Raw genomic sequence first — 23271 nt, 5'->3', positions numbered from 1 at the left:
GTCAACCTCAGTCAGGATAAACAGGAAATTTCGCATGGCGGACACCCCAAATATCCCGCTCTTCCCCCCGGCCTGGCAGCCGCTGCTGGAACAGGGCTACCTTGAGCGGCAGCATATCGGCCGCTCTGATGCGGACGTCTTCCGCCTGCGGCGGCGGCACGGCGAGGACCTGTTTTTAAAATCGGAACGGGCCGATGCGTTTAGCGGGCTGCCGGCCGAGGTGGAAAAGCTGAGCTGGATGGGCCAGCAGGGGCTGGCGGTACCTGCGGTGGTGGAATTTACCCGCCACGCCGAGCATCACTGGCTGCTGATGAGCGCCCTGCCGGGGCGGGATCTGGCCTCTGAGCCGTTGCTGCCGCCTGAACGGGTGGTCGCCATCATGGCGCAGGCGCTGCGACAGTTGCATGACTTGCCTTATCACGCCTGTCCGTTCGATCAACGCCTGAGCGTACTGATCCCACAGGCGCAGCAGCGCCTGCAGAGCGGCCTGGTGGACGAGTCGGACTTCGACCCCAGCCGACAGGGCAAATCCGCCGCCGAGCTGTTCGCAACGTTGCTAGCCGGACGCCCCGCGCCGGAGGCGGAAGATATAGTGGTGACCCACGGTGACCCGTGCCTGCCTAACCTGATGGCGGACGGCGATCGCTTTAGCGGCTATATCGACTGCGGCCATCTGGGCTATGCCGACCGCTATCAGGATCTGGCCCTGGCGTCGCGCAGCATCGACTACAACCTGGGCAGCGTCTGGGTGGCGCCGTTTTTCCGCGCGTATGGCATCGTGCCGGATGAAGCGCGCCTGGATTATTACCGGCTGCTGGATGAGTTTTTCTGAAACGGCGGCAAACACGATGGTTAAGCCTGGTTGCCAGCAAGCCGTATAAAACGGCAAAAAGAAGATGCGGGATGCCCAGCCGCAAGATGATGAGGAGCAGTTCTAATCATTAACGGTGCAAAATGATTCCGCTATGCGTTTTACAACTACAACGGCATCGGCAAGGTAAATCACCCTGTTCGCTTGTTGCCCTCTTTGCGTACCCGCTCGATATGGATAGTCAGGAACATAATCTCTTCCGTCGTCAGATCGCGCTGATAGCCGCTGCGCAGGTGCTGCGCAATTTTCTCCGCGCACTTCCAGGCTTTGGCGTAGTTGTCCTTCACCGCCCCGTGCAGGGTGACGTCGTCGTCCGGCACCACGGTGCGCGTCAGCATGCGCTGGGCGAAAAACTTCAGGTGGGTGACAAAGCGCTGGTAGCTGAGCGACTCTTCATCATACTCCAGCCGCAGCTGGTACTTCACCAGCTGCAGGATCTCCTGCATCACCCGAGTCACGTGCATCACCTCCGGCATCGCGCTGTTTAGCTGCGCGGTGACCAGATGCAGGGCAATAAAACCGGCCTCGTCCTCGTCCAGCTCCACGCCGAGCCGCCGGGCGATGATGGCCCGCGCTTCCTGGCCCAGCTCAAACTCCCTGGGATAGAGGCGTTTGGTTTCCCACAGCAGCGCGTTCTTGATCGCCAGCCCGCTCTTTTGCCGTTCAATGGCGTAGTGGCAGTGGTCGGTCAGGGTGATATACAGGCTTTCCTGCAGCTTCCCCAGACGCGCGCGCGCCAGCTCGATAATACGGTCGCAGGCGGTCATCACCTCCAGCGGAATCTGGCTGAGCAGCTCGCCCAGCCGGCTGACCAGCTCATCGCTCTGCAGCGCGAACACTTTTTCAATCAGAGCGGCATCCAACGGGTCGCCTACGCGCTTCTGGAACGCCAGCCCGCGCCCCATCACCACCTGCTCACGCTGATGCTCACCCAGAACCACCACCACATTATTATTAAGTATTTTGGCGATTTTCATCTGAACCCCGGAAACAAAAAAACCTGACCCCGACGAAGGCCGGGAAATCAGGTTTTGCCTGCGTTTAGCAGTAACAATCCACGTCTGCAATCTACCATTTTCCCCCGCCCGGGGGCGCTTGCAACGGGAGAAACGTGAGCGGGATCGCGAATAAAAACGACGCGGGACGGCGTCGCCATACCGGGATCAGAGCAGTTTAAATTTGTATTCGATAATCACCTCGGAAGAGAGGGTGTGGGATCGCATATAGCGGCCGTCATCATTCAGCACCGGCGTTTTACCGCTGGCTTTATACGACCAGCCCGGCCCGAACATGGTCCAGACGGTCAGGTTCTTCAGCGGCATCTGAGAAGGCGTCCAGCGGGTAAAGGCGCTGATTTCCCCGGTGCGCACGTGGTTGCCTTTATAATTAAACTGGCCGATATTGCCCGCCAGGCCTACCGCAAAATTTGGCGTCAGCTTATAGTCCGAGATATTCGCCAGCATCACCTCGCCGTCACGCATGTAGTCATCACCGGCATACGCCATCGAGCCGAAAGTACCGCGGGAGTTTTTACTCATGTGGCGCGGATAAAACCCCACCTGATGCTCTTTTTTAGCGTCGGTATAACCCAGCCCCCATTGGGTGCTCCAATTATCCGCCCGCCAGCCAGCTTCCAACGTATAATGGCGCGCGTGATTATCGAAATCACGCTTGCTGGCCGGCATCGCTTTATATTCCTCCAGCGCATGGGTGTCATAGATTTGCGCGCCGAGCTTTAAGCGTTCTGCTGGCATAACATGCGCCTGCAGGATGTGGCGCTGCAGATAATTTTCGCTTTCCCCGTAGCCGTATTTCAGGTCCCACCGTTTGCTTTTCCATGACAGGTCGCCGCTGGCAATATGGTTAATGTATTTACCGGTGTTGGTCTGAAAGCGTTTTTTATCCGGCGAATTGCGGTCCATTGAGCTTTCGATATACGCGCCGCGCAGGGTTAACCCGTCATAGTCGACGGCCCCCAGCCAGCCTGAATAGGTGGTCGGCGACAGACGCGTGGAGGTAGAGATCACGCCGACATTTTTCATCACCTGCCAGCCCCAGCGGGCATGTAACCCTACGTCGCCGAGCACGTACCTGAGTTTGAGGTTGCGCTGGCCAAATTTGCTATACCCTTCGGCATTGCCTTTATCATTACCACTGCCGTTGTTGTACAGCACGCCGCGCGTATTAAAATAGTCGCTGGCGCCCAGTTTCACCGCGCCGTAATACACCACATCCACGCCAATCACATCGGCAAAATAGCCGGACTGATAGTCCACGGCCACGCCCTGCCCCCAGGCGTTATGCACTTTTTTCGGTTCGGTATTGTCTTCCTTCAGATATTTCCAGTAATTTTTCAGCGACAGCGTCATCTGTGACTGGGTAAAAAAGGGGTCTGCCAGTACCTGGTCAATAGCATCCTTTTCCTGAATACGCACGTCGGTTGAAGATGACCAGGCGCAGGCGGGAATAACCCACGTCGCTAACGCGATGGTTAATAAATTAATTTTCATCATTAATCCCCAGAAAATGATCGTAGCGATCCCGGCCAGGGTTATTTACCCTGGCCTATTCGTCCATGTAATGTTTAATAGGTTTTATGGTTATTTATTTTTATCGAGCGCCTGTTTGCCGGCTTCAACATATTTCATGGAGCCAATTTCCGGCACCGTATATTTGCCGTTCTGATACACCACTTTAACCACCGCGGCGTTCGACAACGGTTTATTCTTAGCCGGATCCTCGGTCAAATCAGAAATCATAATCTGCATCGAGGTGCCGGAGGAAATCGCCAGCACGTTTTTATCACCGCGTGCTTTGGCATTATCGACAATAGTGCGCAGCGCCGCCTGCGTTCTCTGCTTCACCTGCTGATAATTTTCCGCCATCCCTTTCGGGTCTGCCGCCGCCAGCGCGTTCTGGCTCTTATCCTGCGTCAGCTCGCCCGCCTTCATTTTGCTGAACAGCTCGCCGCCGTCTTTCATCCCCAACTGCCGCGCGCCGGCGTCCGCCATATCTTTATTCCAGCCGCCCTCAAAGCCGCCGAAGAAGGCCTCGCGCAGGCCAGGCAGCTCGGTTAGCTGGTAATCTTTTACCCCTGCCTGGCGTAAAATAACCGCCATGGTTTCACGCTGACGGCCGGCGTCGCTGGAGTAATAACTGTCGAATTTGATGCCTTTCAGCCCTTCGCCCAGATAGCGCGCCACGCGGATGCCGTCCTCGGTCAGCGGTGAGTCCGCCCATCCCTGTACGCGGTCAAAGGTATTAAACAGCGTTTTTCCATGGCGGGCGAAATAGATGGAGATCGCCTCGTCGGCCTGCGGCGGCGTATTTTCCGCCGCGCCAACCGCCGTGCTGGTGCATAATATTAGTGCTGCTAACCATTTTTTCATTTTTTAATTCCTTCCTGATGAAAGTTTTCCCTGATGCAGAGCAGAAACAAAAAAACCTACGCCGGATAGCCGAAATACCGTTGCTGTTATGCAAACGGCTTTCGCTATCCGGCGTAGGTTTTGCCTGTAAGGTACAGTAACAATCCAACAGGCGGAACGTTAACACCAAGCAGAATAAAATAACACGCCATTTTTATTTTATACCTGCTGAAATGTGATCGTTCTCATATCATTTCCGCCTGACTAACGGCTCGCATAAAAATAACGCATTAGAAGAATGGTTATTTATCAGTGCCATCAAGCCGAGAAAACAAAGTAATTAACCTTATCGCTGACACTCAGAGAAATATCGGACATTTCTATAAATAAATAGGTTATCGGCATTCGGCCACGATGATATCTTGATCCCCATCACAGAATAGTCGTTTACACGCTGGACGCCTGACGCCGTCGGGGGTATTTTCTTATCATTCTGGGATTGTTACTGATTCAGGCAAAACCTAAGAGACCTGTCGCCAATATTGATTGCGCGCAGGTCTCTTAGGTTTTTTTTTGCATTTTATTCAGCCTCAGCCAGCACTCACCACGGAAATGCCCGGACGCTACGCCCAGGGCCAAGTAACAGGAATAACTATGAAATATCAGGAGTTGGCCGGCGACATTCTGCAAGGTGTCGGCGGGCGGGAAAACATCATCAGCCTGGTGCACTGCGCGACCCGGCTGCGCTTTAAACTCAACGACCCGGCGCAGGCGGACGCCGCCGGGCTGAAGAACAACCCCGGCGTGATTATGGTGGTCGAAAGCGGCGGGCAGTTTCAGGTGGTGATCGGCAACCATGTGCATGAGGTGTATCAGGCGGTCTGCCGCGCCGCGGGGCTGAACGACGAGTCGCCGGCAGCCGCGCCGCAGCAGGGGGAGAAATCCAGCCTGCTGGCGCGCTTTATCGATGTGGTTTCCGGCATTTTCACCCCGTTCCTCGGCGTGATGGCGGCGTCGGGTATCTTAAAAGGCTTTCTTGCCCTCAGCCTGGTCGGCGGCTTGCTGAGCGAGAGCAGCGGCGCTTACCGCATGCTGTTTGCCGCCAGCGACGCGCTGTTCTACTTCCTGCCGATCGTGCTGGGCTACACCGCCGGTAAAAAATTCGGCGGCAACCCGTTCCTGACCATGGTGATCGGCGGCGCGCTGGTGCACCCGCTGATGCTGGAGGCGTTCCAGGCCAGCAGCGCGGGCGAAACCATCACCTTTTTCGGTATCCCCGTGGTGCTGATTAATTACGTCTCCTCGGTGATCCCGATTATCGCCTCCGCCTGGTTCTGCTGCTGGCTGGAGCGTCAGAGCAATAAAGTAATGCCGTCAGCGGTGAAAAACTTCTTCACGCCGCTGCTTTGCCTGCTGGTCACCGTACCGCTGACTTTTCTGCTCATCGGGCCGTTGGCGACCGGGCTGGGCGAACTGCTGGCCGCCGGTTTCCAGGTAGTTTATCAATTCGCGCCGTGGCTGGCGGGCGGCATTCTCGGCGCGCTGTGGCAGGTTTGCGTGATCTTCGGCCTGCACTGGGGGCTGGTGCCGCTGATGATGAACAACATGGCGGTGCTGGGCCATGACTCGATGATCCCGCTGCTGCTGCCGGCGGTATTTGGCCAGGTGGGCGCCGCGATCGGCGTGTTCCTGAAGACCCGTGACCCACGCCTGAAAACGCTGGCCGGCTCCGGCGCCGTCGCCGGCGTGTTCGGCATTACCGAACCCGTGGTGTACGGCGTCACGCTGCCCAACCGCCGCCCGTTTATTTTCGGCTGCGTCGGCGGCGCGGTTGGCGGCGCAATTATCGCCCTTGCCCAAAGCAAAGTTTATTCCTTTGGTCTGGCCAGCATTTTTACGCTGGCGCAGGTCATCCCCGCCAGCGGCTTCGACACCACGGTATGGGGCGCAATTATCGGCGTCGTGGTGGCGTTGGTGCTGGCCGCGCTGCTGACTCTGATCGCCGGGCTGCCGAAACAGCCGGCAACGGCTGAAGACGCCGCTACAGCGCCGGCCGCCGCCGGCGACGACGATATTCTGGCGCCGCTGACCGGCGTGGCCGTCGCGCTGGATGCGGTGCCGGACCCGACCTTCGCCAGCGGCCTGATGGGCCAGGGTGCGGCGATCATTCCCGCCGAAGGACGAGTCGTGGCGCCGTTTCACGGCGAGGTAGCGTCGCTGTTTTCCACCAGGCACGCCCTCGGCCTGCTGAGCGACAGCGGCATCGAGGTGCTGATCCACGTCGGCATCGACACGGTAAAACTGAACGGTGAGCACTTTACCGCCCATATCAAAGAGGGCGACAAAATCGCCCCCGGCGACCTGCTGGTGGAGTTCGATCGCGAGGCGATTCTGCGCGCCGGCTACGACCTCAGCACCCCGGTGATTATCAGCAACAGCGAGGATTACGCCGGCGTGGAGAGCATCTATCCCACCCCTGATGTGCATGCAGGCGCGTCGTTCCTGCAGGTTAAGCGCAACAACAAAGGAGATAACCATGAATAAGACATTCCCGGACGGTTTTTTATGGGGCGGCGCGCTGGCGGCCAACCAGGTTGAAGGCGCCTATCTGACGGACGGCAAAGGGCTGTCGACCTCGGACGTGATGCCGGACGGCGTGTTCGGCCAGGTGCGTGAGCGCACGCCCGGCGACTTCAGCATTAAAGACGTCGCCATCGACTTTTATCACCGCTACCCGGAGGATATCGCCCTGTTCGCCGAGATGGGCTTCAGCTGCCTGCGGGTGTCCATCGCCTGGACGCGTATTTTCCCGCAGGGCGACGAGCAGGAGCCGAACGAAGCCGGGCTGGCCTGGTACGACAGGCTGTTCGATGAGCTGGCGCGCCACAATATTCAGCCGCTGGTGACGCTGTCGCACTACGAGATGCCCTGGGCGCTGGTGGAGAACTACGGCGGCTGGGGCAACCGTAAAGTCATCGCCTTCTTTGAGCGTTACGCCCGCACGGTGTTCAACCGCTACCGCGACAAGGTAAAACTGTGGCTGACCTTTAATGAGATTAATATGTCGCTGCACGCGCCGATGACCGGCGTCGGCCTGCCGGAGGGCAGCAGCCGCACGGCGGTGTATCAGGCAATACACCACCAGCTGGTGGCCAGCGGCCTGGCGGTGAAGGCCTGCCACGAACTGATCCCGGACGCGCGCATCGGCAATATGCTGTTGGGCGGCCTGACCTATCCGCTCTCCAGTAAGCCGGAGGACGTGTTCGCCACGCTGCAGGACAACCGCAGCTGGCAGTTCTTTGGCGATGTGCAGTGCCGCGGCGCCTATCCCGGCTATATGCAGCGTTACTTCCGCGAGCATGACATCAGCCTGCAGATTCTGCCGGAAGACCTGGCGGCGCTGCGCCACACCGTCGACTTTATCTCCTTCAGCTATTATATGACCGGCTGCGTCACCGCCGACCCGGCGCTGGTGGAGAAGCTGCGCGGCAATATTCTGGATATGGTGCCCAACCCGCATCTGGCCAGCTCGGAGTGGGGCTGGCAGATTGACCCGCTCGGCCTGCGTACGCTGCTTAATACGCTGTGGGATCGCTACCAGAAGCCGCTGTTTATCGTGGAGAACGGCCTGGGCGCCAATGACCAGCCGGACGCCGACGGCCAGATTCACGATGACTACCGCATCAGCTACCTGAACGACCATCTGGTGCAGGTGCGCGAGGCGATCGACGACGGCGTGGAGCTGATGGGCTATACCTCATGGGGGCCGATAGATTTGATCAGCGCCTCCAAGGCGGAGGTCGGCAAGCGCTATGGCTTTATCCACGTCGACCTGAACCAGGACGGTTCCGGCACGCTGAACCGCAGCCGCAAGGACAGCTTCTGGTGGTATCAGCAGGTGATTAAAACCCACGGCGGAACGCTGAAGGGCTAACGTCATCATGATAAGCGCAGCCTGCGGGCTGCGCCTGACTCGGCCTGTCAGAGCAGTGTGCTGTCAGAAGACACAGAAAACCCGGCGATAATCACATGCGACGCCGGCTGATTTAAGACCGCTGCATAAAAGAACTCGCCCACGACAAACATATTGCTCCACGTGCTAAAGCTGTAAGTACCCCGCATAATCGAACCATTCACATTTAGAGATCTTCCGGCATACTCACTCTGTCAACGAAGGAGATCGCTATGCGTAAAGCCCGTTTTACTGAGCATCAGATCATCGCCGTGATTAAGTCCGTTGAAGCCGGACGAACTGTTAAGGATGTTTGCCGCGAGGCAGGTATCTCTGAAGCGACTTACTACAATTGGAAGTCTAAATACGGTGGCATGGAAGCTTCTGATATTAAAAAAATAAAAGATCTTGAGGACGAGAACCGACGTCTCAAGCAGATGTTTGCCGACATCAGCCTTGAGAACCGGGCATTGAAAGACGTTATCGAAAAAAAGCTTTGAAACCAGCCTTTAAGCGTGAGCTGGTCACACATCTGATAACGACGTTTGGACTGAGTATCCGTCAGGCCTGCCGGAGCCTAAACCTGAGCAGAAACGGTTTACCATTACCGCCCGAATACTACGCGTGACGAGCCTGTTATTTCCGCCTTACTGGCTGCCGCCGAACGGTATCCACGCTATGGTTTTCCAAAGTTGTTTCAGGTTCTGCGACGGCAGGGATATCCGTGGAATCACAAAAGGGTCCACCGTATTTACTGTCTGCTGAAGCTGAATTTTCGTCGCAAAGGCAAGCAGCGTCTGCCGGTACGTAATCCATCACCGCTCGCTACGCCTGAAGCGTTGAACCAGAGCTGGTCTGTTGACTTCATGCATGACGCCCTGATCTGCGGTCGTCGTTTTCGCACGTTCAATGTCGTCGATGACTTTAATCGAGAGGCACTGACGATTGAAATAGACCTGAATCTACCCGCCCAGCGAGTGGTTCGTGTTCTCGACAGGATAGCGGCAAACCGTGGCTATCCGATAATGCTTCGCATGGATAATGGCCCGGAATTTATCTCTCTGACACTGGCTGAATGGGCAGAAAAGCATGCAGTAAAGCTGGAATTTATCAAGCCGGGGAAACCAACACAGAATGCTTTTATTGAACGTTTTAATCGGACATACCGTACAGAAGTACTCGATTTTTATCTGTTCCGAACACTGAATGAAGTGCGTGAGCTCACGGAGAAATGGTTGTCAGAATATAACTGTGAACGTCCGCATGAATCGCTGAATAATATGACACCGGAGGAGTATCGCCAACAGCATTACCAGGCCGAGATCTCAAAAAGTGCATGGAACTAAAGTGGGTCTATTTACAGGGGCACCCCGTCAGCAGGAGTATTACTCCTGATAATATCCATTTGTTCATGACTTACCCTGTCCATTTTCCATATGAAAATCCTGCCATCCTGAACCGGATGAGATAAGAGCACTTTCTCAGCTGAACCGTCAATCGGTGGGGTCTAAGATATATCGGGTAAATGGTTTGAATAAACTAAAGGTAATTAATTAGTTACTTTTACTCTGTGGCTTTTAAAATAAATGGAGTGATTCTCATATTGAATAAATATATTCACACATAATGATAACAACCAAGCCAAAACCCACAAAAATTAAAAGGTCAAAGTGTGATCTAGAATTTGGAATCAGTATCACACCACATGGTTAAACCATGCTCTCTTTCAGGTTGTTTTCTCAAAAAACTTCGCACAACAACATTTTTTACGTGAAAATTGAATTTTAATTACGTAAAATATGACGTAAATGATTTTACATGGATAGTTTAGAAGGAAGGTTACCGCAATGGCTAATATTGATGTAGATTACTGCTACTCATTCCCCGCAATACGTGGCATTCAAGCGGGAAAACCCTTTTATGTCGCGATGTGCCCAATGCGCGTCATCCCTAAAATTTTCAGCTTTGATGAAAACGAAGTGCCGCCTGAGCTCAGGGCACAAAGGAGCCTAAACAAGTCAAGAATCCCTGAAATGGCTAGGTATTTACTTGAAAATCCAAAAGATTACATATTTTCTGCCTTGACGGCATCAATAGCTATTGATGTACAGTTTGACGAATTTTCCGGCTCAAACAACCTCGGTATGTTACGTGTACCGATGGAAGCACAAATACTAATCAATGATGGCCAACATCGCCGTAAGGCTATTGAGGATGCCTTAGAACAAAAGCCGGAGCTTGGCCAGGATAACATCCCTGTATTGTTCTTTGTCGATGAAGGTCTCAAACGTAGTCAGCAAATGTTTGCTGATTTGAATAAGTATGCAATTCGCCCTAGTCCTTCTCTTTCAGCACTATACGACCATCGCGATGTTAGCTCAAACCTAGCTCGATACCTAGCAATGTCTGTAGAACCGTTTGTGGGGCTAACAGAGTTAGAGAAATCTAGCATTAGTACGTTATCCAACAAATTATTCACCTTAAGTAGTATCAAACAGTCTACCCGTGCGCTTCTAGGCAAAGACCCAAAAGAAGAAGATTTCGAAGAAAGCACAAATATTGCAACAACATACTGGCAAGCTATTTTTCAAGTTATGCCAGACTGGCAACTCGCAGCCCGCAAAGAGGTCTCCCCAGCACAGTTGCGTCAAGATTACGTACATGCGCACGGTATTGGTCTCCAAGCATTAGGGTTGCTGGGACGTAGCTTGTTGACAACGTATCCTGAGCAATGGCAACAAAAAATCATTGAACTCAAAACCTTTGACTGGCGTAAAAGTAATCCCGACCTGATTAAGCGAGCTATGCAACACGGAAAACTGAGTAAAACCAGTATAGCTATTCAACTGACTTATAATGCTCTAAAAAATGCATTGTCGCTTCCCCTCACCCTTGAAGAACAAGAGCTTGAAGCTCAAATGGTTGTCTTATGAGTAAACTAGTCCAGGCCTTTGATCTGGCCGAATATGAAGATTTTATTAATCAGGAGCAGTTTGCCGGACGCCCTCTGGCCGAATATGTTGCCGAAGTACAAAGAATTTATTGTGCGGACAAGCGTCCGTGGGTCATTGGCTACAGTGGAGGGAAAGACTCTTCCGCCGTAATCACATTGGTGTATTTGGCATTGCTCGGTCTGCCTCCGGAAATGCGCAGCAAAGATGTTTTTTTGGTGTCATCCGATACGCTAGTGGAAACGCCAGTAGTTGTGGATTTGATTAAGAAAACGATGTTGCAGATTGAGGCAGGCGCAAAGCGTAACGGTCTGCCAATCACTCAACATGCGGTAACGCCTAAGACTAATGAAACCTTCTGGGTCAATTTACTGGGGAAAGGTTATCCGGCCCCAACCCGTAGTTTTCGCTGGTGTACCGAGCGTATGAAGATCAACCCGGTCAGTGACTTTATTAAAGATAAAGTCAGCCAATTTGATGAGGTGATTGTTGTCCTCGGCTCACGTAGCAGCGAGAGTGCCTCCCGTGCTCAGGTAATCGCAAAGCACAAAATTGATGGCTCACGCCTAGCCCGGCATACCACTCTGGCAAATGCGTTTATCTATACCCCTATTGATACCTGGGATGTAGAAGATGTCTGGAAACTGCTGCGCGGCGCGTTCCGCTATGCTCCTGAAGATATCGACGAATGGGAAAGCCCATGGGGTGGAAACAATCGTCCTCTGTGGACGCTGTATATGGACTCTTCCGCACAGGGTGAGTGTCCCCTGGTGATCGACGAAAGTACCCCCTCTTGCGGGAACTCTCGTTTTGGCTGCTGGACCTGTACCGTAGTCACCAAAGATAAAGCGATGGAAAGTCTGATCAAAAATGGCGAAGAATGGATGTCGCCATTGCTGAAATATCGTGATCTGCTGGCGTTTACCACCGATCCGGCGAATAAAGACACCTATCGCAACTATAAACGCCGGACCGGTAAGGTGAGCTATCAGTACGCTAAAGACGGCGAAGATCGCAGTGCAGAGCGTAAGCATGTTCCTGGCCCCTACTGGCTCAAATACCGCCAGCAGTGGTTAAAAGACTTACTGGAAATTGAGCGTGATTTAAACGCCCAAGGCCACACGATTACGTTAATTACCCAGCCGGAGCTGCACGCTATCCGCCAGGAGTGGTTGAAAGACCCTAACGAGCCAGACTGGTACGATACATTGCCGGGGATTTACCGCGAGGTATATCAGCAGGATCTGAATTGGGTGGTTGACGATCAGTCTCGCTTTGATGCCAGCGATGCTGATTTGCTGGTACAGATAACGCAAGGGTTTGACGTAGTACCTGAAATGGTAATGAAACTGATTGAGCTGGAAACCTCAATGGAAGGGTTAAGTCGTCGTCAGGGGATTTTTGACAAGCTCGGCACAATTTTGAAGCAGGACTGGGGCAGCCTAGAAGAGATCCAGCAGCAACAGGCAACGCTGCAAAAACGCAACGATCGGGATATTCATCAGGAAGAGGTGGATAAGCTAGAAGCTGAACTCCAGACATTACAGCGCAGAATTATCGATGCGGGCGAATCGTCTGTGCTTATCGATGAGGAAAATGAACGTGCTCATTAAGCAACTAGTATTACATAATTTTCGCGTATTTTGCGGCACACACACCATCGATCTGGCTCCCAGAAAGCGCCCGCATGAAGTAAACCCTCGCCCGATTGTGCTATTTGGTGGTTTAAATGGTGCAGGGAAAACATCTATTTTGTCGGCAATTCGACTGGCACTGTATGGGCGTTTAGCGTTTGGCTCGGCAATGCAGCAGCAGGAGTATGTTGAACAACTCGGAGCACTGGTGCACAACGGGACGTATACAGCAGAGCGTCCGGATGAAGCCGCAGTAGAACTGACCTTTACCTACAACCAAAACGGTCATGAGACTGAATTCACCGTCACGCGTAGCTGGAAGAAAGGAAAGAAAGATCGTCTCTCTTTGCAGCAGGATGGACAACCGCGTAGTGAACTCAGTTATGACCAGTGCCAGGGGTTTTTGAATGAATTAATTCCTCACGGTGTTGCCGATCTTTTCTTTTTTGATGGAGAGAAGATTGCAGAGTTGGCGGAAGATGAATCCGGCAATATTCTGCGTACAGCGGTGCGTCGTTTGTTGGGACTGGATCTGATTGCCAGACTGCAAAATGACCTGATGATTTTTGTCAAACGCCAGCAAACCGCGCAGTTAGGTGGCTCCCAGCAACAGCAGGTCGAAGCGCTTGAGACAAAGATTAAAACGCTTGCCGGTCAGGCAGAGAAATTGCTGGAAGAGGCCGATTTCGTCAACTCGCGGATCGAATTTTTATCCCAGGACATTATTCGCCATGAGGGATTGTTAAATGCGCAGGGCGGCGCATTTGCCCAGACCAAAGCACAGGAAAAACAGAAAGTTGAAACGCTGTTAAAAGAAAAAGAGCGTCTGGAAAAAGCGTTACGACAGGAATGCGATGGATCGTTGCCCTATGCATTAGCGCCTAATACGTTGTCGCGGTTGCTGGAAAAAATTGCCAATGAAGCGCAGATCAAGCAGGCGAAAATTTTTGAGACAGAGTTAAATCAATTTTTAACTCAACTCAAAAATGATATCGCGTTCCGTTCCAGCAGTGAGAGTAGTACCAGAGCCATTGCTACCGAAGCGATTACCAATAATTTGGACGCATATATGGCAGCCAAACCAAAAGGTGATTTGCTGTTTGATATTTCTGAACGTGAAGCCGGTATGCTCCAGCAATCCATTGAGCAGGACAGCAAAAAAGCATGGCAGCGTTTTGATATGTACCGCCATCAATTAGCGGATATTGAACAACAACTGGAGCAGGCCGCTGCCAATATTGCTCGCGCCCCGGAAGACGAGCAGTTAATGGATATCTTTGCAGCATTACGCGATCTCGATCATAAGCGTGAAAAACAGCGGCAAAAATACCGCTCTCTACTGGAAGAGGCTAAACGGACGAAACAGCAGCAACTGGACTGTGTTCGTCAGGTACAGAAAGCACATGACATCACCCGTAGCCAGCATGGTTTGAGCAGCGCATTTAAAAATGCACAAGAGACCATTAACCTGCTCGATTATTACAGCAATGTACTAACGCAGGCGCGAGTGAAAAAGTTATCTGCTAACTTTGAAATTGCCTACCACAAGCTGGCCCGTAAAGAGGATTTACAGCTTAATGCGCACATAAATCCACAGACATTTGATGTTGAACTGGTGGATGAAAAGGGGTCGGTGATTAATCGTAAGCTGCTTTCTGCGGGTGAAAAACAGATTTATGCGATTGCCATTCTTGAGGCGCTGGCAAAAACCTCTGGGCGTGATTTCCCGGTGATTATTGATACACCGTTAGGGCGTCTGGACTCTCAGCACCGGGATAAGTTGATTAATCATTATTTCCCGGAGGCCAGCCATCAGGTTGTGCTGCTATCCACCGATACTGAAGTGGACGAGCGTTATTTCGTCGATCGACTGCGTGATGATATTTCTCATGCTTATGAGATTGTGTTTAACGCGCATACCAAATCATCTGCGCTGAAACCCGGTTATTTCTGGGAACTAACTAAGGAGGCTGTCTGATGCTCCCGAATCGAATGGTGCTTAGTCGTCAGACTGAAGACCAGCTCAAGAAGTTAAAAGGATATACTGGGATTACGCCAAATGTCGCGGCTCGGCTGGCATTTTTCCGCTCGGTGGAGAGTGAGTTTCGCTATTCGCCTGAACGGGATAGTAAGAAGCTGGATGGCTCGCTAGTGCTGGATAAAATTACGTGGCTTGGGGAAACACTGCAAGCTACAGAACTGGTGTTAAAGATGCTTTATCCACAATTGGAGCAGAAGGCGATGATTAAGGCATGGGCTGCGCATGTCGAAGATGGAATTGCAGCGCTAAGGAATTATCGTAATTTAAAAGATTTCTCTAATGGCGTTTAGTTGAGGCAAAGAGCCACTCTTCTAATTAAATTAGAAGAGTGGCTCTTATTACATATCTCTCTTGACAAGTTTAATTAATACCGCATTCAGATTTTAAAAAGTCTCTAATTTGGGTACGCCCCACCCCTGAGTAGTTAATATTAAAACCAATTAGCTTATCAGGATCTATTCTTTTCAAATATAATTCAACCTGTTCAGATGAAATTTTTTGGCCATGTTTATTAATATAATTAAGAACATATTTCAAAAAATCAAACAATGCTTGAATACCTATTGTTTTTCTCATAAAAGAAATATCACTTCGTCTCCAAAACATTTCATCACAGCAAGTGAAATAATCTTTTACTAAATCATAAACTTGACCATCTTTATTTTCAATATAATACCCCCTTAATGGTGGAGTTATTTTCATTTCTATATCACTCAGAACTTCACGACTTCTTCTTATTATTCTTTTTTTATGCAAAAAATATCTATCCTTAGACGGATTAGTAGTTATCAACGATGAAATACCCTGCACCATAGTTGATGTAGATACATACCATTTATCAAAAGAATCTTCCCCCCCTTCATATTGAATGGCTAGGTCCATTTTTTTCATTCCAAAATCGACATGCCCTTTAAATGGGGAATCATCTTCTTTGTCTAGCAACCTAGTTAAATAAATAGCGAGTGTATCAGGGGACCAATACTTGCTTTCAACAGAATCCAAATCGTAGCCAAACAACTGATAAGCTAAACTTTTATCAACTTTCTGTTGATTAAAATTAATTGTTGCAAATACTTCAGCTTGTTTCGGTGCTGGTAATTCGAAGTAAATGGCACAAACAATATCAAAGTCAGCAGATAATTCATTTTTTTCTAATGCTTTTTTAAGTCCTTCAACTCTATGCTGACCATCTACAATAGATGCAATCTCATCTGAAGTTGGGATAACTAATTTAGAATCATCATTAATATACCAAGGATGTAATGGTGATTCTCCATTCTCATCAAGGTTGACCGATAAAATTACTGACGTTGGAAACATTGCATCACTTGTCGCACAGAATTGTGCTATCGCTTTAACTCTATTTTCATTAATTCCTCGTTGCACTCCCGATAAGACATCGTCACCATATCTAGCCGCAAAAGAATAACAAACTTGAACTAATAATTTAGCCGGAATCGAAATTATATAAAAGTCGCCAAAAGGCTGTTTGACTTTTATTGTTTGACCTTCATAAAATGGCATTTTATCACCTATTCAAAGAACTAGCTGAACCAACTTCAGCACCACCAGATGCAGACTTTGAATCAACATTCATTGAGTAACTAGGGTTCTCGATGTTAGCAACAGCCCAATACATTAAAGATATAATCCATGCGAATAATGAATACCATGAAAAATAACTTCCATTACCGGAACCAATACTATACAGTACGATAATGGCTGAAATTGTAAACACTGTACCAAATAGCAACCAAAGAAGAACTGCAATATTACTAGCATCGACTTCATTACGATTTATAATAATATTGACTGCCTTTTCAAAAATAGTAGTAGCTAATAGCGGAGCAGAAAACGCGAGAAAATTAAGCGTATTCATGTTTACTATCAATCGGTCAAGTCTTCCTGGTGAATTGTTAAAGACAGCAGTAAACCAAATACTTATACTACCTATAATCACCACAATTAATATAAAAAACCCCAAAAAGTAATGATTACTGAATACCAATTTCAGTCTACGCCAAAGCTCGCTAAAAAGCGTGCAGATATTTTGAGGTGTTGAATCACTCATTTCCACTCAACTCCCAAAATGCTTTATCGCGCATTTTTCTCACCTTTTTATCCCCATCAACATACAGGCTAAAATGCTTCTCAAGCTGCCGAATCTGCCCCATCAAAGATTCCTGCTCACCTTTATCGTCAACGTTAAACACCGCCTTGATATCTGCATTCCTAATCTCTGACACCCGATGAATAACCCAAGTCAGAATATAGGAAGCGTAGTTGTTATCCCCTGTCTTAAAGTGGGTAATTTCCTGCGTTGACAGGATCGCACCAACGCCATATTCACGGCCTTCTTTAAGGATCTTACGCAGGCTGGAAAAATCCTGACGCATAAAGTTATCGGCTTCGTCCACCAGAATCATTTTGGTGAGCTGACGATAATCCCCCCGCACCACCGGTTTACCGCGCTTTTGCATCTGAGCGTAAAACAGATCCAGCGTGAGCGCGACTACCAGGTTTTGCACTTCTGGCGGGTAACCAGCCAGTTCGATCACGGTGACGCCGTCAATCAATTCGTACAAGCTGGTCATCTTCTCCGGGATAGTCTCGAATATCTTGTAACGCGCCAGTTTAGAAAGTGCTGCGTAAAGCGAATCCTCTTCAACCTTCTCCTGATCGAGGAAGCGCTGCCATACATCTTCAATCGTCGGCGCAGTTCTTGACCATGTTGTCGGATCTTCTGGAGAAATACCTGCCGCTTCGTAGCAGTCTAAAATTAGATTTTCTAATTTGAGCTGCTGTTTATGGCCCAGCCCATAGGCTTTCGCCATCGTTTCCGATAGTCCACCAGCAGTGTGGATTGGTAGCATTGGCGTGTCGCCAAACAGAGATAAGGGGTTGTAAGGCAGCTTAAATAACTTGTACTTTTTCGCCCCCGTGGCATCAAGAAAAGCCTCGTCCACATAGTCTGATTTGTAGTCGAAGATCAGCAAACCAATAGGTTTACCATCAACGTTACAGGACTGATTACGAATCAACTGTGTGACCAGCGATTTAGTAAACTGAGTTTTACCGGTGCCCATCGTTCCAATAATGCCGGTATTGGTATTCATGAACTTCGCGGTGTTGGTTGGTTCCCAATGTAACGGGCTCTGACGCACAGCATCATGACCAAACAGGATCTGTAATGGAGTATCGCTAATATCAGGTGTCACCACCGGTACAGCAGGCAGTAAAGACTCCGGTTCCGAAATGGGCTGTGCAGCAGTCGGCGTTGTGACTTCTACCACGACCTCGGGTTGTGAAGGACTGGCATCACACTCAGGCTTAAGCCGGTATTTTTCCGGCACCCGGTAACGTTCGGCAAGAGATAGTTCATCCCCCTGTGCGGCAATCAGCGAAGGCAGCAGTGAATAAGGGATTTCGATCTGTAAGATATTCTCCGCTGTCTCTTTATAAGAGAGGTCGAAGCAGGCTGCGCTGTCCACATGCGCCACGACGAAGCCGTCAGCATAGTCGGCCAACTCACCTAACTGATAGTCGCCCGTCAACCACCATTCACGTCGATCCAGCAAGGGAGCCAGTTTGTTGCTGTCCAGCACACCGTACAGACGCAGTTTCTCCACTTGCATCAACACCTGACGTATAAAGAGCGCCCGGTACAGCTGTGATGCCAGCGTTTGTGGTTCTAGAATATCCTGCTGTAAATAACGTTTCAGTTCATGAGCCTGCTTGCCTGCATAGCTGTAGTCCGGTCGTGCCCCGGTTTTAACTTCCAGCGGTAACAGATAGAGGCGGTTTTCTTTGAATCCAACAAAGAGCACATCATCAGAGATCGCACCTTTACGATACCCTTGTAACTTTCTCGATAAATCGCTCTCTTTCATTTTCAGCCCGACGTTGCCAGACACGCGGATCATTTCGGCCACCGATAGCGGAATCCAGCAAATATCGGACTGATGCAGCATGGATTGTACAAATTTATACGCGCCAATAATGCCGTGCTTCTCTTTACGTTCCTTTTCACTGGAGCGCAGCATTTTCAAAAGCCATTCGCCGTTAAAGGCGTTAAATTCAGCCAACAGATGCTGACTGTCCATAGCTGATTGCCCTGACTGGCTTCCGGTCTGGAGCAGGCGCAGGAACAAATCAACCTGCTTCGTGACCGTGACGGCATCATAGCCTGCACAACTAGTGTACTGGTCAGAATAGTGGATAAGCACCACATCTTTCTGGCTGGTGAAAAAGTCGAGGGTGACTTTGGGATCGATAATGGTGGTCCAGAGCGCACTATTGTAGGAGTAATTGAGTAGCTGTTTAAAATTGCCGCTTACAGCTAGGCCAATCCCTTGCCCATGATACTGGCTGTTGCTTTGACGTGCGGGTTGCCACAGGCAGCCGATTAGTCGGGCAAGACGCAGGGCGCAGTAGGACTCAGTATCCACATCACGCAGTCCAAACGCGGTAAAGTAAGCATCCCCCTGCGTTTCGGCACCTTCCCCAGCTATTAATCCATGACACAATACCCCGCTGGACGCATCTTCAATGCGGATCTGGCGGCAATCTACAGGTGCTGTATTGGTGAAAAATGCCAGATGTGCATAGGCCAGCTTGTCGCTTTCTGACGGCAGAACAAATTTGCTGAACGTTAACCGGCTGCGGAGCAAATCAATCAGCATATCAGCTTCCGCCCGCCATACACCGCTATTCAGATCGAGATCGTTTTTAAGCTGTTCATAACTGCCACTTTCGGCAAAGTGATCGAACATATTGGGCAGCAGGCGTTCATCATAGCAGTTCACATGCACCGAAATAGCGTGCTCTTTTTCCTGCTTAAAATACTCTACTAATCCCAGAAACAGCTCTTTGGCGTTCCCCTGATTGATGGCATTGATAATCAACGCACTGTTTTCAGCGCTCTGGAACAACCTGGCGTAAGCGTCTGTGAACTCATTGAGTTTGTCTTTTACCAGACGTTTAACGTAGTCATGGCTGACCTGCCGCTGGGGAACCACATCAATCCAGAAGCGGTTTTCCTCCACCGGCTGTAGTTGTGCGTATTCATGCTCACTGTGGTAAACAAACGGCATTAACCCGGAAACCATCAAGCGATCAAGAGTGATCGGCGGTAGTGTGGCAAATGAAGCCGAATCGTGCTGTTCCGACTCCGCAACGATAGTTTCTGCCAGTTGTAGATGGTAGGCCAGCACTAGCGGATGCAGTGGAGAGAGGCGCTCATGGCTATCATTGCGGCAAATCCCCAGATGCAGAAGACGTTTCTCCTGCGCTGTCAGCGCTCTGCTCAGGCCGATTTGCTGGAGTGCCTGTTCAAACGTAGTAACAATGTAGCTAACCAGCGTACGATATTCCGCTGACCACGACACCAGACTCGGCAGGGTGTTACGACGCTGATAGTAGACAAATAACTGCTCATAGGCGTTATGGAGATCGGGGTAACTGGCAAGAAGCTCATCCAGCGCAAACTCGCTATCGTCACTTCCAGTCCCCAACAGACGGCGCTCAATTAATGAGGCTTCCAGCATCAACAACTGCTGACGAACACCGACGACCTTGTGCTCGGTGTTATCAAGAATGATACGCCCTTTTAGTCGGTTCCAGGTCGCATTGCCCTCTTCTTTGAACAACTTATTGAAACGGCTCTGGTCAAAAAGTAGTGGAAGCGTTAGCCCCTCTTCGGCTCCCGGCCCCTCGATGTTAAACGACAGACGGGAATCACCGGAAACGAGCGTAAACTGAACCAAGTCACTTTGATTTGCCAACGTCTCAAAATTCACCAGAGCATAATGCTGGCAGTCGATGTCTTCGCTCTCGTCATCCAACGTACAGATCAGGTTACCAGACTCGGCAATACGCAGCGTGTTATCTTCCAGTTGCAGGGTTATTTGATCTTTACCTGGCTCAACGCGGTAGCAGTGCTGAATATCGTTTAGCCAGAATTGCCCTTGCTCGACCAACAACAGGCGAAATTTATACTCTTCGGCTGAATTATTGCGGTTGGTCAGTTCGAGACTAAAGAAGCAGGGATGCCCGTCAAAAGGCACCGACGCCATAATGCGGGAAGTCTTGCCGCCCGCCCGGCTGGTGCGCCAGAAAGGTGCATTCTTTAACTGGCGATTATGGGCAATCTTTATCTGGTTATCCTGAAGATCATTACCCTGGAAACTGAACTCTAGCTCAGCCTTTGATTGCCCTGGCTGCACCTGCACCAGCAGGCTGATATCACGTTTGCCTGCCTTACTGGCGCTTTTCGCCCGTTGCCAAACCTCGCCGTTTTCGACGGAGACGTTCTCCAGCACCAGTTTTTGTTCACTATTCTGTTCTTTCTCTTTCCTATAATCGGAGAAATCGAGCTCACGCCAGTCATCTTTATCGTAAAAATGCTCCTGAATGAATTTTGTACTAAACTCAGGCAGTACATTCTCCAGCTGTCCACCGTAGCGTTCAACGCTGTCTTCTATCTGGCGATATAATTTCCGATTTTCATTCAGTCGGGTGCGTAACTGTTTCTGGCTATAGTTCAGTAGTTCATCATCTTTAAATAGATGAAGCTCGGAGAAATCAAGATTGCCATCATCCAGCAAGCGATACAGCGACGAGAAACCAAATACGGTAGCACCCTCATCCAGTACCGTCGCTAGTTGATCATCGAGCAAACAGCGGGATAATTCCGAACGGTTACTGTCGGTGGTAATGAGTTTTTCCAGATGACGACTGAAGGTTTGTGGATACCAGATAGCATCCGAGGCCGCCACATCTTTCGTGCTGTTAATCAGGGTATCGAGCATACTGTTATGAATAATCAACAGTGCCGTTTGGGCGAAAACGCCGCTGCGCCCAGCCACTTTATCACGCAGATGAGAAATATAGTTTTCTGTGAATGCTGGAGCCTCAACACCGTGCAGTACCGGAATAAGCTGAATACCATTGCAAGAGAGGAAATTAATATGTTGCCCTGGCGAAATTTCCAGCTGATTACCGTCCGACAGAGAGACGAATGCTTCCCAGAGTTTTAAAGCATTATCGGGATCGGGAGATTTAAATTGGTAGCGCTCACCCGGCTGGATGATACCACCAACCCATTCAATAAAGGTTTCCGCCAGATAGATTTCATACTGTTTTACGGACATACACGGCGTCTCCACTGTCACTCATTCGTTCTACATTTCCCATGCGTTCATAAAACGCCACCAGCGTTTGCGCCGACTGGTTATCCAGATAAAAACCGCGCTGTTCAAAACCACTCAGCAGTTCATGCAGGCGGAGTTTGTCATTTTTGCCCACGGTGAGATTGGTTAGTAACAGCAGACGATCCTGATTCAGCACTAACACTTTCCCCGCACGGCCGCGCACCTGAATGAAGTCAGTGCAAATCTGATTTTCCAATTCATTAACGTATTTACGATTTACCGTCGCACGGTCAGTTTTTTTACCCTGAAACTGCTCTACGGCAACGGATAATAGCTGTTTGAATGCACTTTCCAGGTTTGTTGCACGGTCACGAATCAGAAGACCGCGATCCATAATAAATTCCTGCAAATAATCGTTAAGATCATTTAATACCTGAAAAGATGAGTCTGAATCATTCAGGGCGTCTTGATAAATCTGCCATAACGGACGCTTTTTTTGTCCTTTTCCCCATTGTAAAACCTCCAGCGCAGAGAGCACCGGGAAAAGTTTTTCGCTCTGGCTAGCGAACAGCTTATAGCCATAACGCTTCACCTTTTCTCGCTCGGAGCTGGCTTTTTCACTGTCAAGAATAAAAAACAGAGATTTGCTTTGTGGTTCACCGTCTTGCCAGTTGTCCAGATTGAGCGCCAATTGTGCACACCAGCTAAAGGCATACAAGCGCAGGGTGTTGGTCAATTCCTGTAAAAGGTACTGTGGATGTTCCGCCAGAAACGCCAAATCGGACTGAAAACACGTTACCATATACGGAAGATAAGGTTGCTCTTCGGTAAACGGTCCTTTCCCTAACACCTTTATTTTTTCATTGAGCTTATTCAGCATTTTCTGCTCAATGAAGTTCAGTCTATCCCGTATGGGATAACTAAGACTGAAATCGCCCATCAAATTGGCAAACAACGTACCAAGGCGTTTATCTGCTGTTGAGCCTGCACTTATTTTTTCACCCACAAACTGAGCGTGAAACAATAAAAAAAGTGGGGAAACACGGAAAATATCCTGACTGGAAAAATACATTCTTTCCAACACGGACCAGAATGCAGGCTCATCAAGCAGCTCCTGCATATATGTTTTACAATCTACACGGAATTGATCAGGATCGTAGGCTTCTATTTTGCGCTTCAGAGCATAGCTAAGGACTAGGCCGGTGACAAATTGCCAGTTAACATCATTGTTTTTATTGCGAACTGGTAGGTAACTATCCACTTGATTGTTACCAACTTTTAACGCGGTTGAGATAGGATACAT

Annotated in this window: 14 protein-coding genes and 1 pseudogene; 8 read left to right on the top strand and 7 right to left on the bottom strand. The window is 50.0% G+C overall.

Annotation, left to right across the window (positions count from 1 at the left end):
- The first annotated feature begins 34 nt into the window (after positions 1-34).
- Positions 35-832, top strand: a complete 798-nt coding sequence (locus tag CLM71_RS02550) for an APH(3') family aminoglycoside O-phosphotransferase (RefSeq protein ID WP_105229609.1) — start codon at positions 35-37, stop codon at positions 830-832.
- A 170-nt stretch (positions 833-1002) separates the two neighbouring features.
- Here the strand turns inward: CLM71_RS02550 and licT are convergent, their stop codons facing one another.
- The 3 genes from licT to CLM71_RS02535 form a co-directional block, all read right to left on the bottom strand.
- Entirely contained in the window at positions 1003-1848 is an 846-nt protein-coding gene (licT, locus tag CLM71_RS02545; RefSeq protein ID WP_105229608.1) for a BglG family transcription antiterminator LicT, read from the bottom strand.
- A gap of 186 nt (positions 1849-2034) precedes the next feature.
- Positions 2035-3381: an OprD family outer membrane porin gene (locus CLM71_RS02540; RefSeq protein ID WP_105229607.1), complete on the bottom strand. Its 1347-nt coding sequence runs from the start codon at positions 3379-3381 to the stop codon at positions 2035-2037.
- A gap of 90 nt (positions 3382-3471) precedes the next feature.
- On the bottom strand, positions 3472-4260 hold the full coding sequence (locus tag CLM71_RS02535) for a histidine phosphatase family protein (RefSeq protein WP_105229606.1): 789 nt from the start codon (positions 4258-4260) through the stop codon (positions 3472-3474).
- A gap of 633 nt (positions 4261-4893) precedes the next feature.
- Between CLM71_RS02535 and bglF the strand changes: the two genes are divergently transcribed.
- The 7 genes and pseudogenes from bglF (at position 4894) to dndE (ending at position 15107) form a co-directional block, all read left to right on the top strand.
- A complete protein-coding gene (gene bglF / locus CLM71_RS02530) occupies positions 4894-6783 on the top strand; it encodes a PTS beta-glucoside transporter subunit IIABC (RefSeq protein WP_105229605.1) in 1890 nt (629 codons plus the stop codon).
- On the top strand, positions 6776-8173 hold the full coding sequence (locus CLM71_RS02525) for a glycoside hydrolase family 1 protein (protein WP_105229604.1): 1398 nt from the start codon (positions 6776-6778) through the stop codon (positions 8171-8173). The genes bglF and CLM71_RS02525 overlap by 8 nt, the downstream gene beginning before the upstream one ends.
- Before the next feature lie 251 nt (positions 8174-8424).
- A pseudogene (locus CLM71_RS02520) lies at positions 8425-9537 on the top strand (IS3 family transposase).
- A 501-nt stretch (positions 9538-10038) separates the two neighbouring features.
- Positions 10039-11124, top strand: a complete 1086-nt coding sequence (gene dndB, locus CLM71_RS02515; protein ID WP_105229603.1) for a DNA sulfur modification protein DndB — start codon at positions 10039-10041, stop codon at positions 11122-11124.
- Positions 11121-12755 carry a DNA phosphorothioation system sulfurtransferase DndC gene (gene dndC / locus CLM71_RS02510; RefSeq protein WP_105229602.1) on the top strand — a complete coding sequence of 545 codons (1635 nt, stop codon included), beginning with the start codon at positions 11121-11123 and terminating at the stop codon, positions 12753-12755. Before dndB ends, dndC begins: the two co-directional genes overlap by 4 nt.
- The gene (dndD, locus tag CLM71_RS02505; RefSeq protein ID WP_105233199.1) at positions 12745-14754 is read left to right on the top strand and encodes a DNA sulfur modification protein DndD; all 2010 of its coding nucleotides are present in this window, start codon (positions 12745-12747) and stop codon (positions 14752-14754) included. Before dndC ends, dndD begins: the two co-directional genes overlap by 11 nt.
- Positions 14754-15107 carry a DNA sulfur modification protein DndE gene (gene dndE / locus CLM71_RS02500; protein ID WP_105229601.1) on the top strand — a complete coding sequence of 118 codons (354 nt, stop codon included), beginning with the start codon at positions 14754-14756 and terminating at the stop codon, positions 15105-15107. The genes dndD and dndE overlap by 1 nt, the downstream gene beginning before the upstream one ends.
- A gap of 70 nt (positions 15108-15177) precedes the next feature.
- On the opposite strand, the gene CLM71_RS02495 is transcribed toward dndE, so the two are convergent.
- Genes CLM71_RS02495 through dptG form a run of 4 tightly spaced genes read right to left on the bottom strand, consistent with a single transcriptional unit; the run spans position 15178 to position 23271 of the window.
- Positions 15178-16341 carry a DGQHR domain-containing protein gene (locus CLM71_RS02495; RefSeq protein WP_105229600.1) on the bottom strand — a complete coding sequence of 388 codons (1164 nt, stop codon included), beginning with the start codon at positions 16339-16341 and terminating at the stop codon, positions 15178-15180.
- 4 nt (positions 16342-16345) lie between these two features.
- On the bottom strand, positions 16346-16888 hold the full coding sequence (locus CLM71_RS23830) for a hypothetical protein (RefSeq protein WP_158684777.1): 543 nt from the start codon (positions 16886-16888) through the stop codon (positions 16346-16348).
- A complete protein-coding gene (gene dptH, locus CLM71_RS02490; protein ID WP_105229599.1) occupies positions 16881-21968 on the bottom strand; it encodes a DNA phosphorothioation-dependent restriction protein DptH in 5088 nt (1695 codons plus the stop codon). Before dptH ends, CLM71_RS23830 begins: the two co-directional genes overlap by 8 nt.
- Complete coding sequence (gene dptG, locus CLM71_RS02485) at positions 21949-23271, bottom strand: DNA phosphorothioation-dependent restriction protein DptG (protein ID WP_105229598.1); 1323 nt, start codon at positions 23269-23271, stop codon at positions 21949-21951. Before dptG ends, dptH begins: the two co-directional genes overlap by 20 nt.

Origin of the sequence: Serratia sp. MYb239 (assembly GCF_002966855.1) — a bacterium.
GTDB lineage: Bacteria > Pseudomonadota > Gammaproteobacteria > Enterobacterales > Enterobacteriaceae > Serratia_B > Serratia_B rhizosphaerae.
The sequence above is the reverse complement of the archived record's forward strand: the minus strand, read 5'-3'. Positions and strand labels throughout refer to the sequence as shown.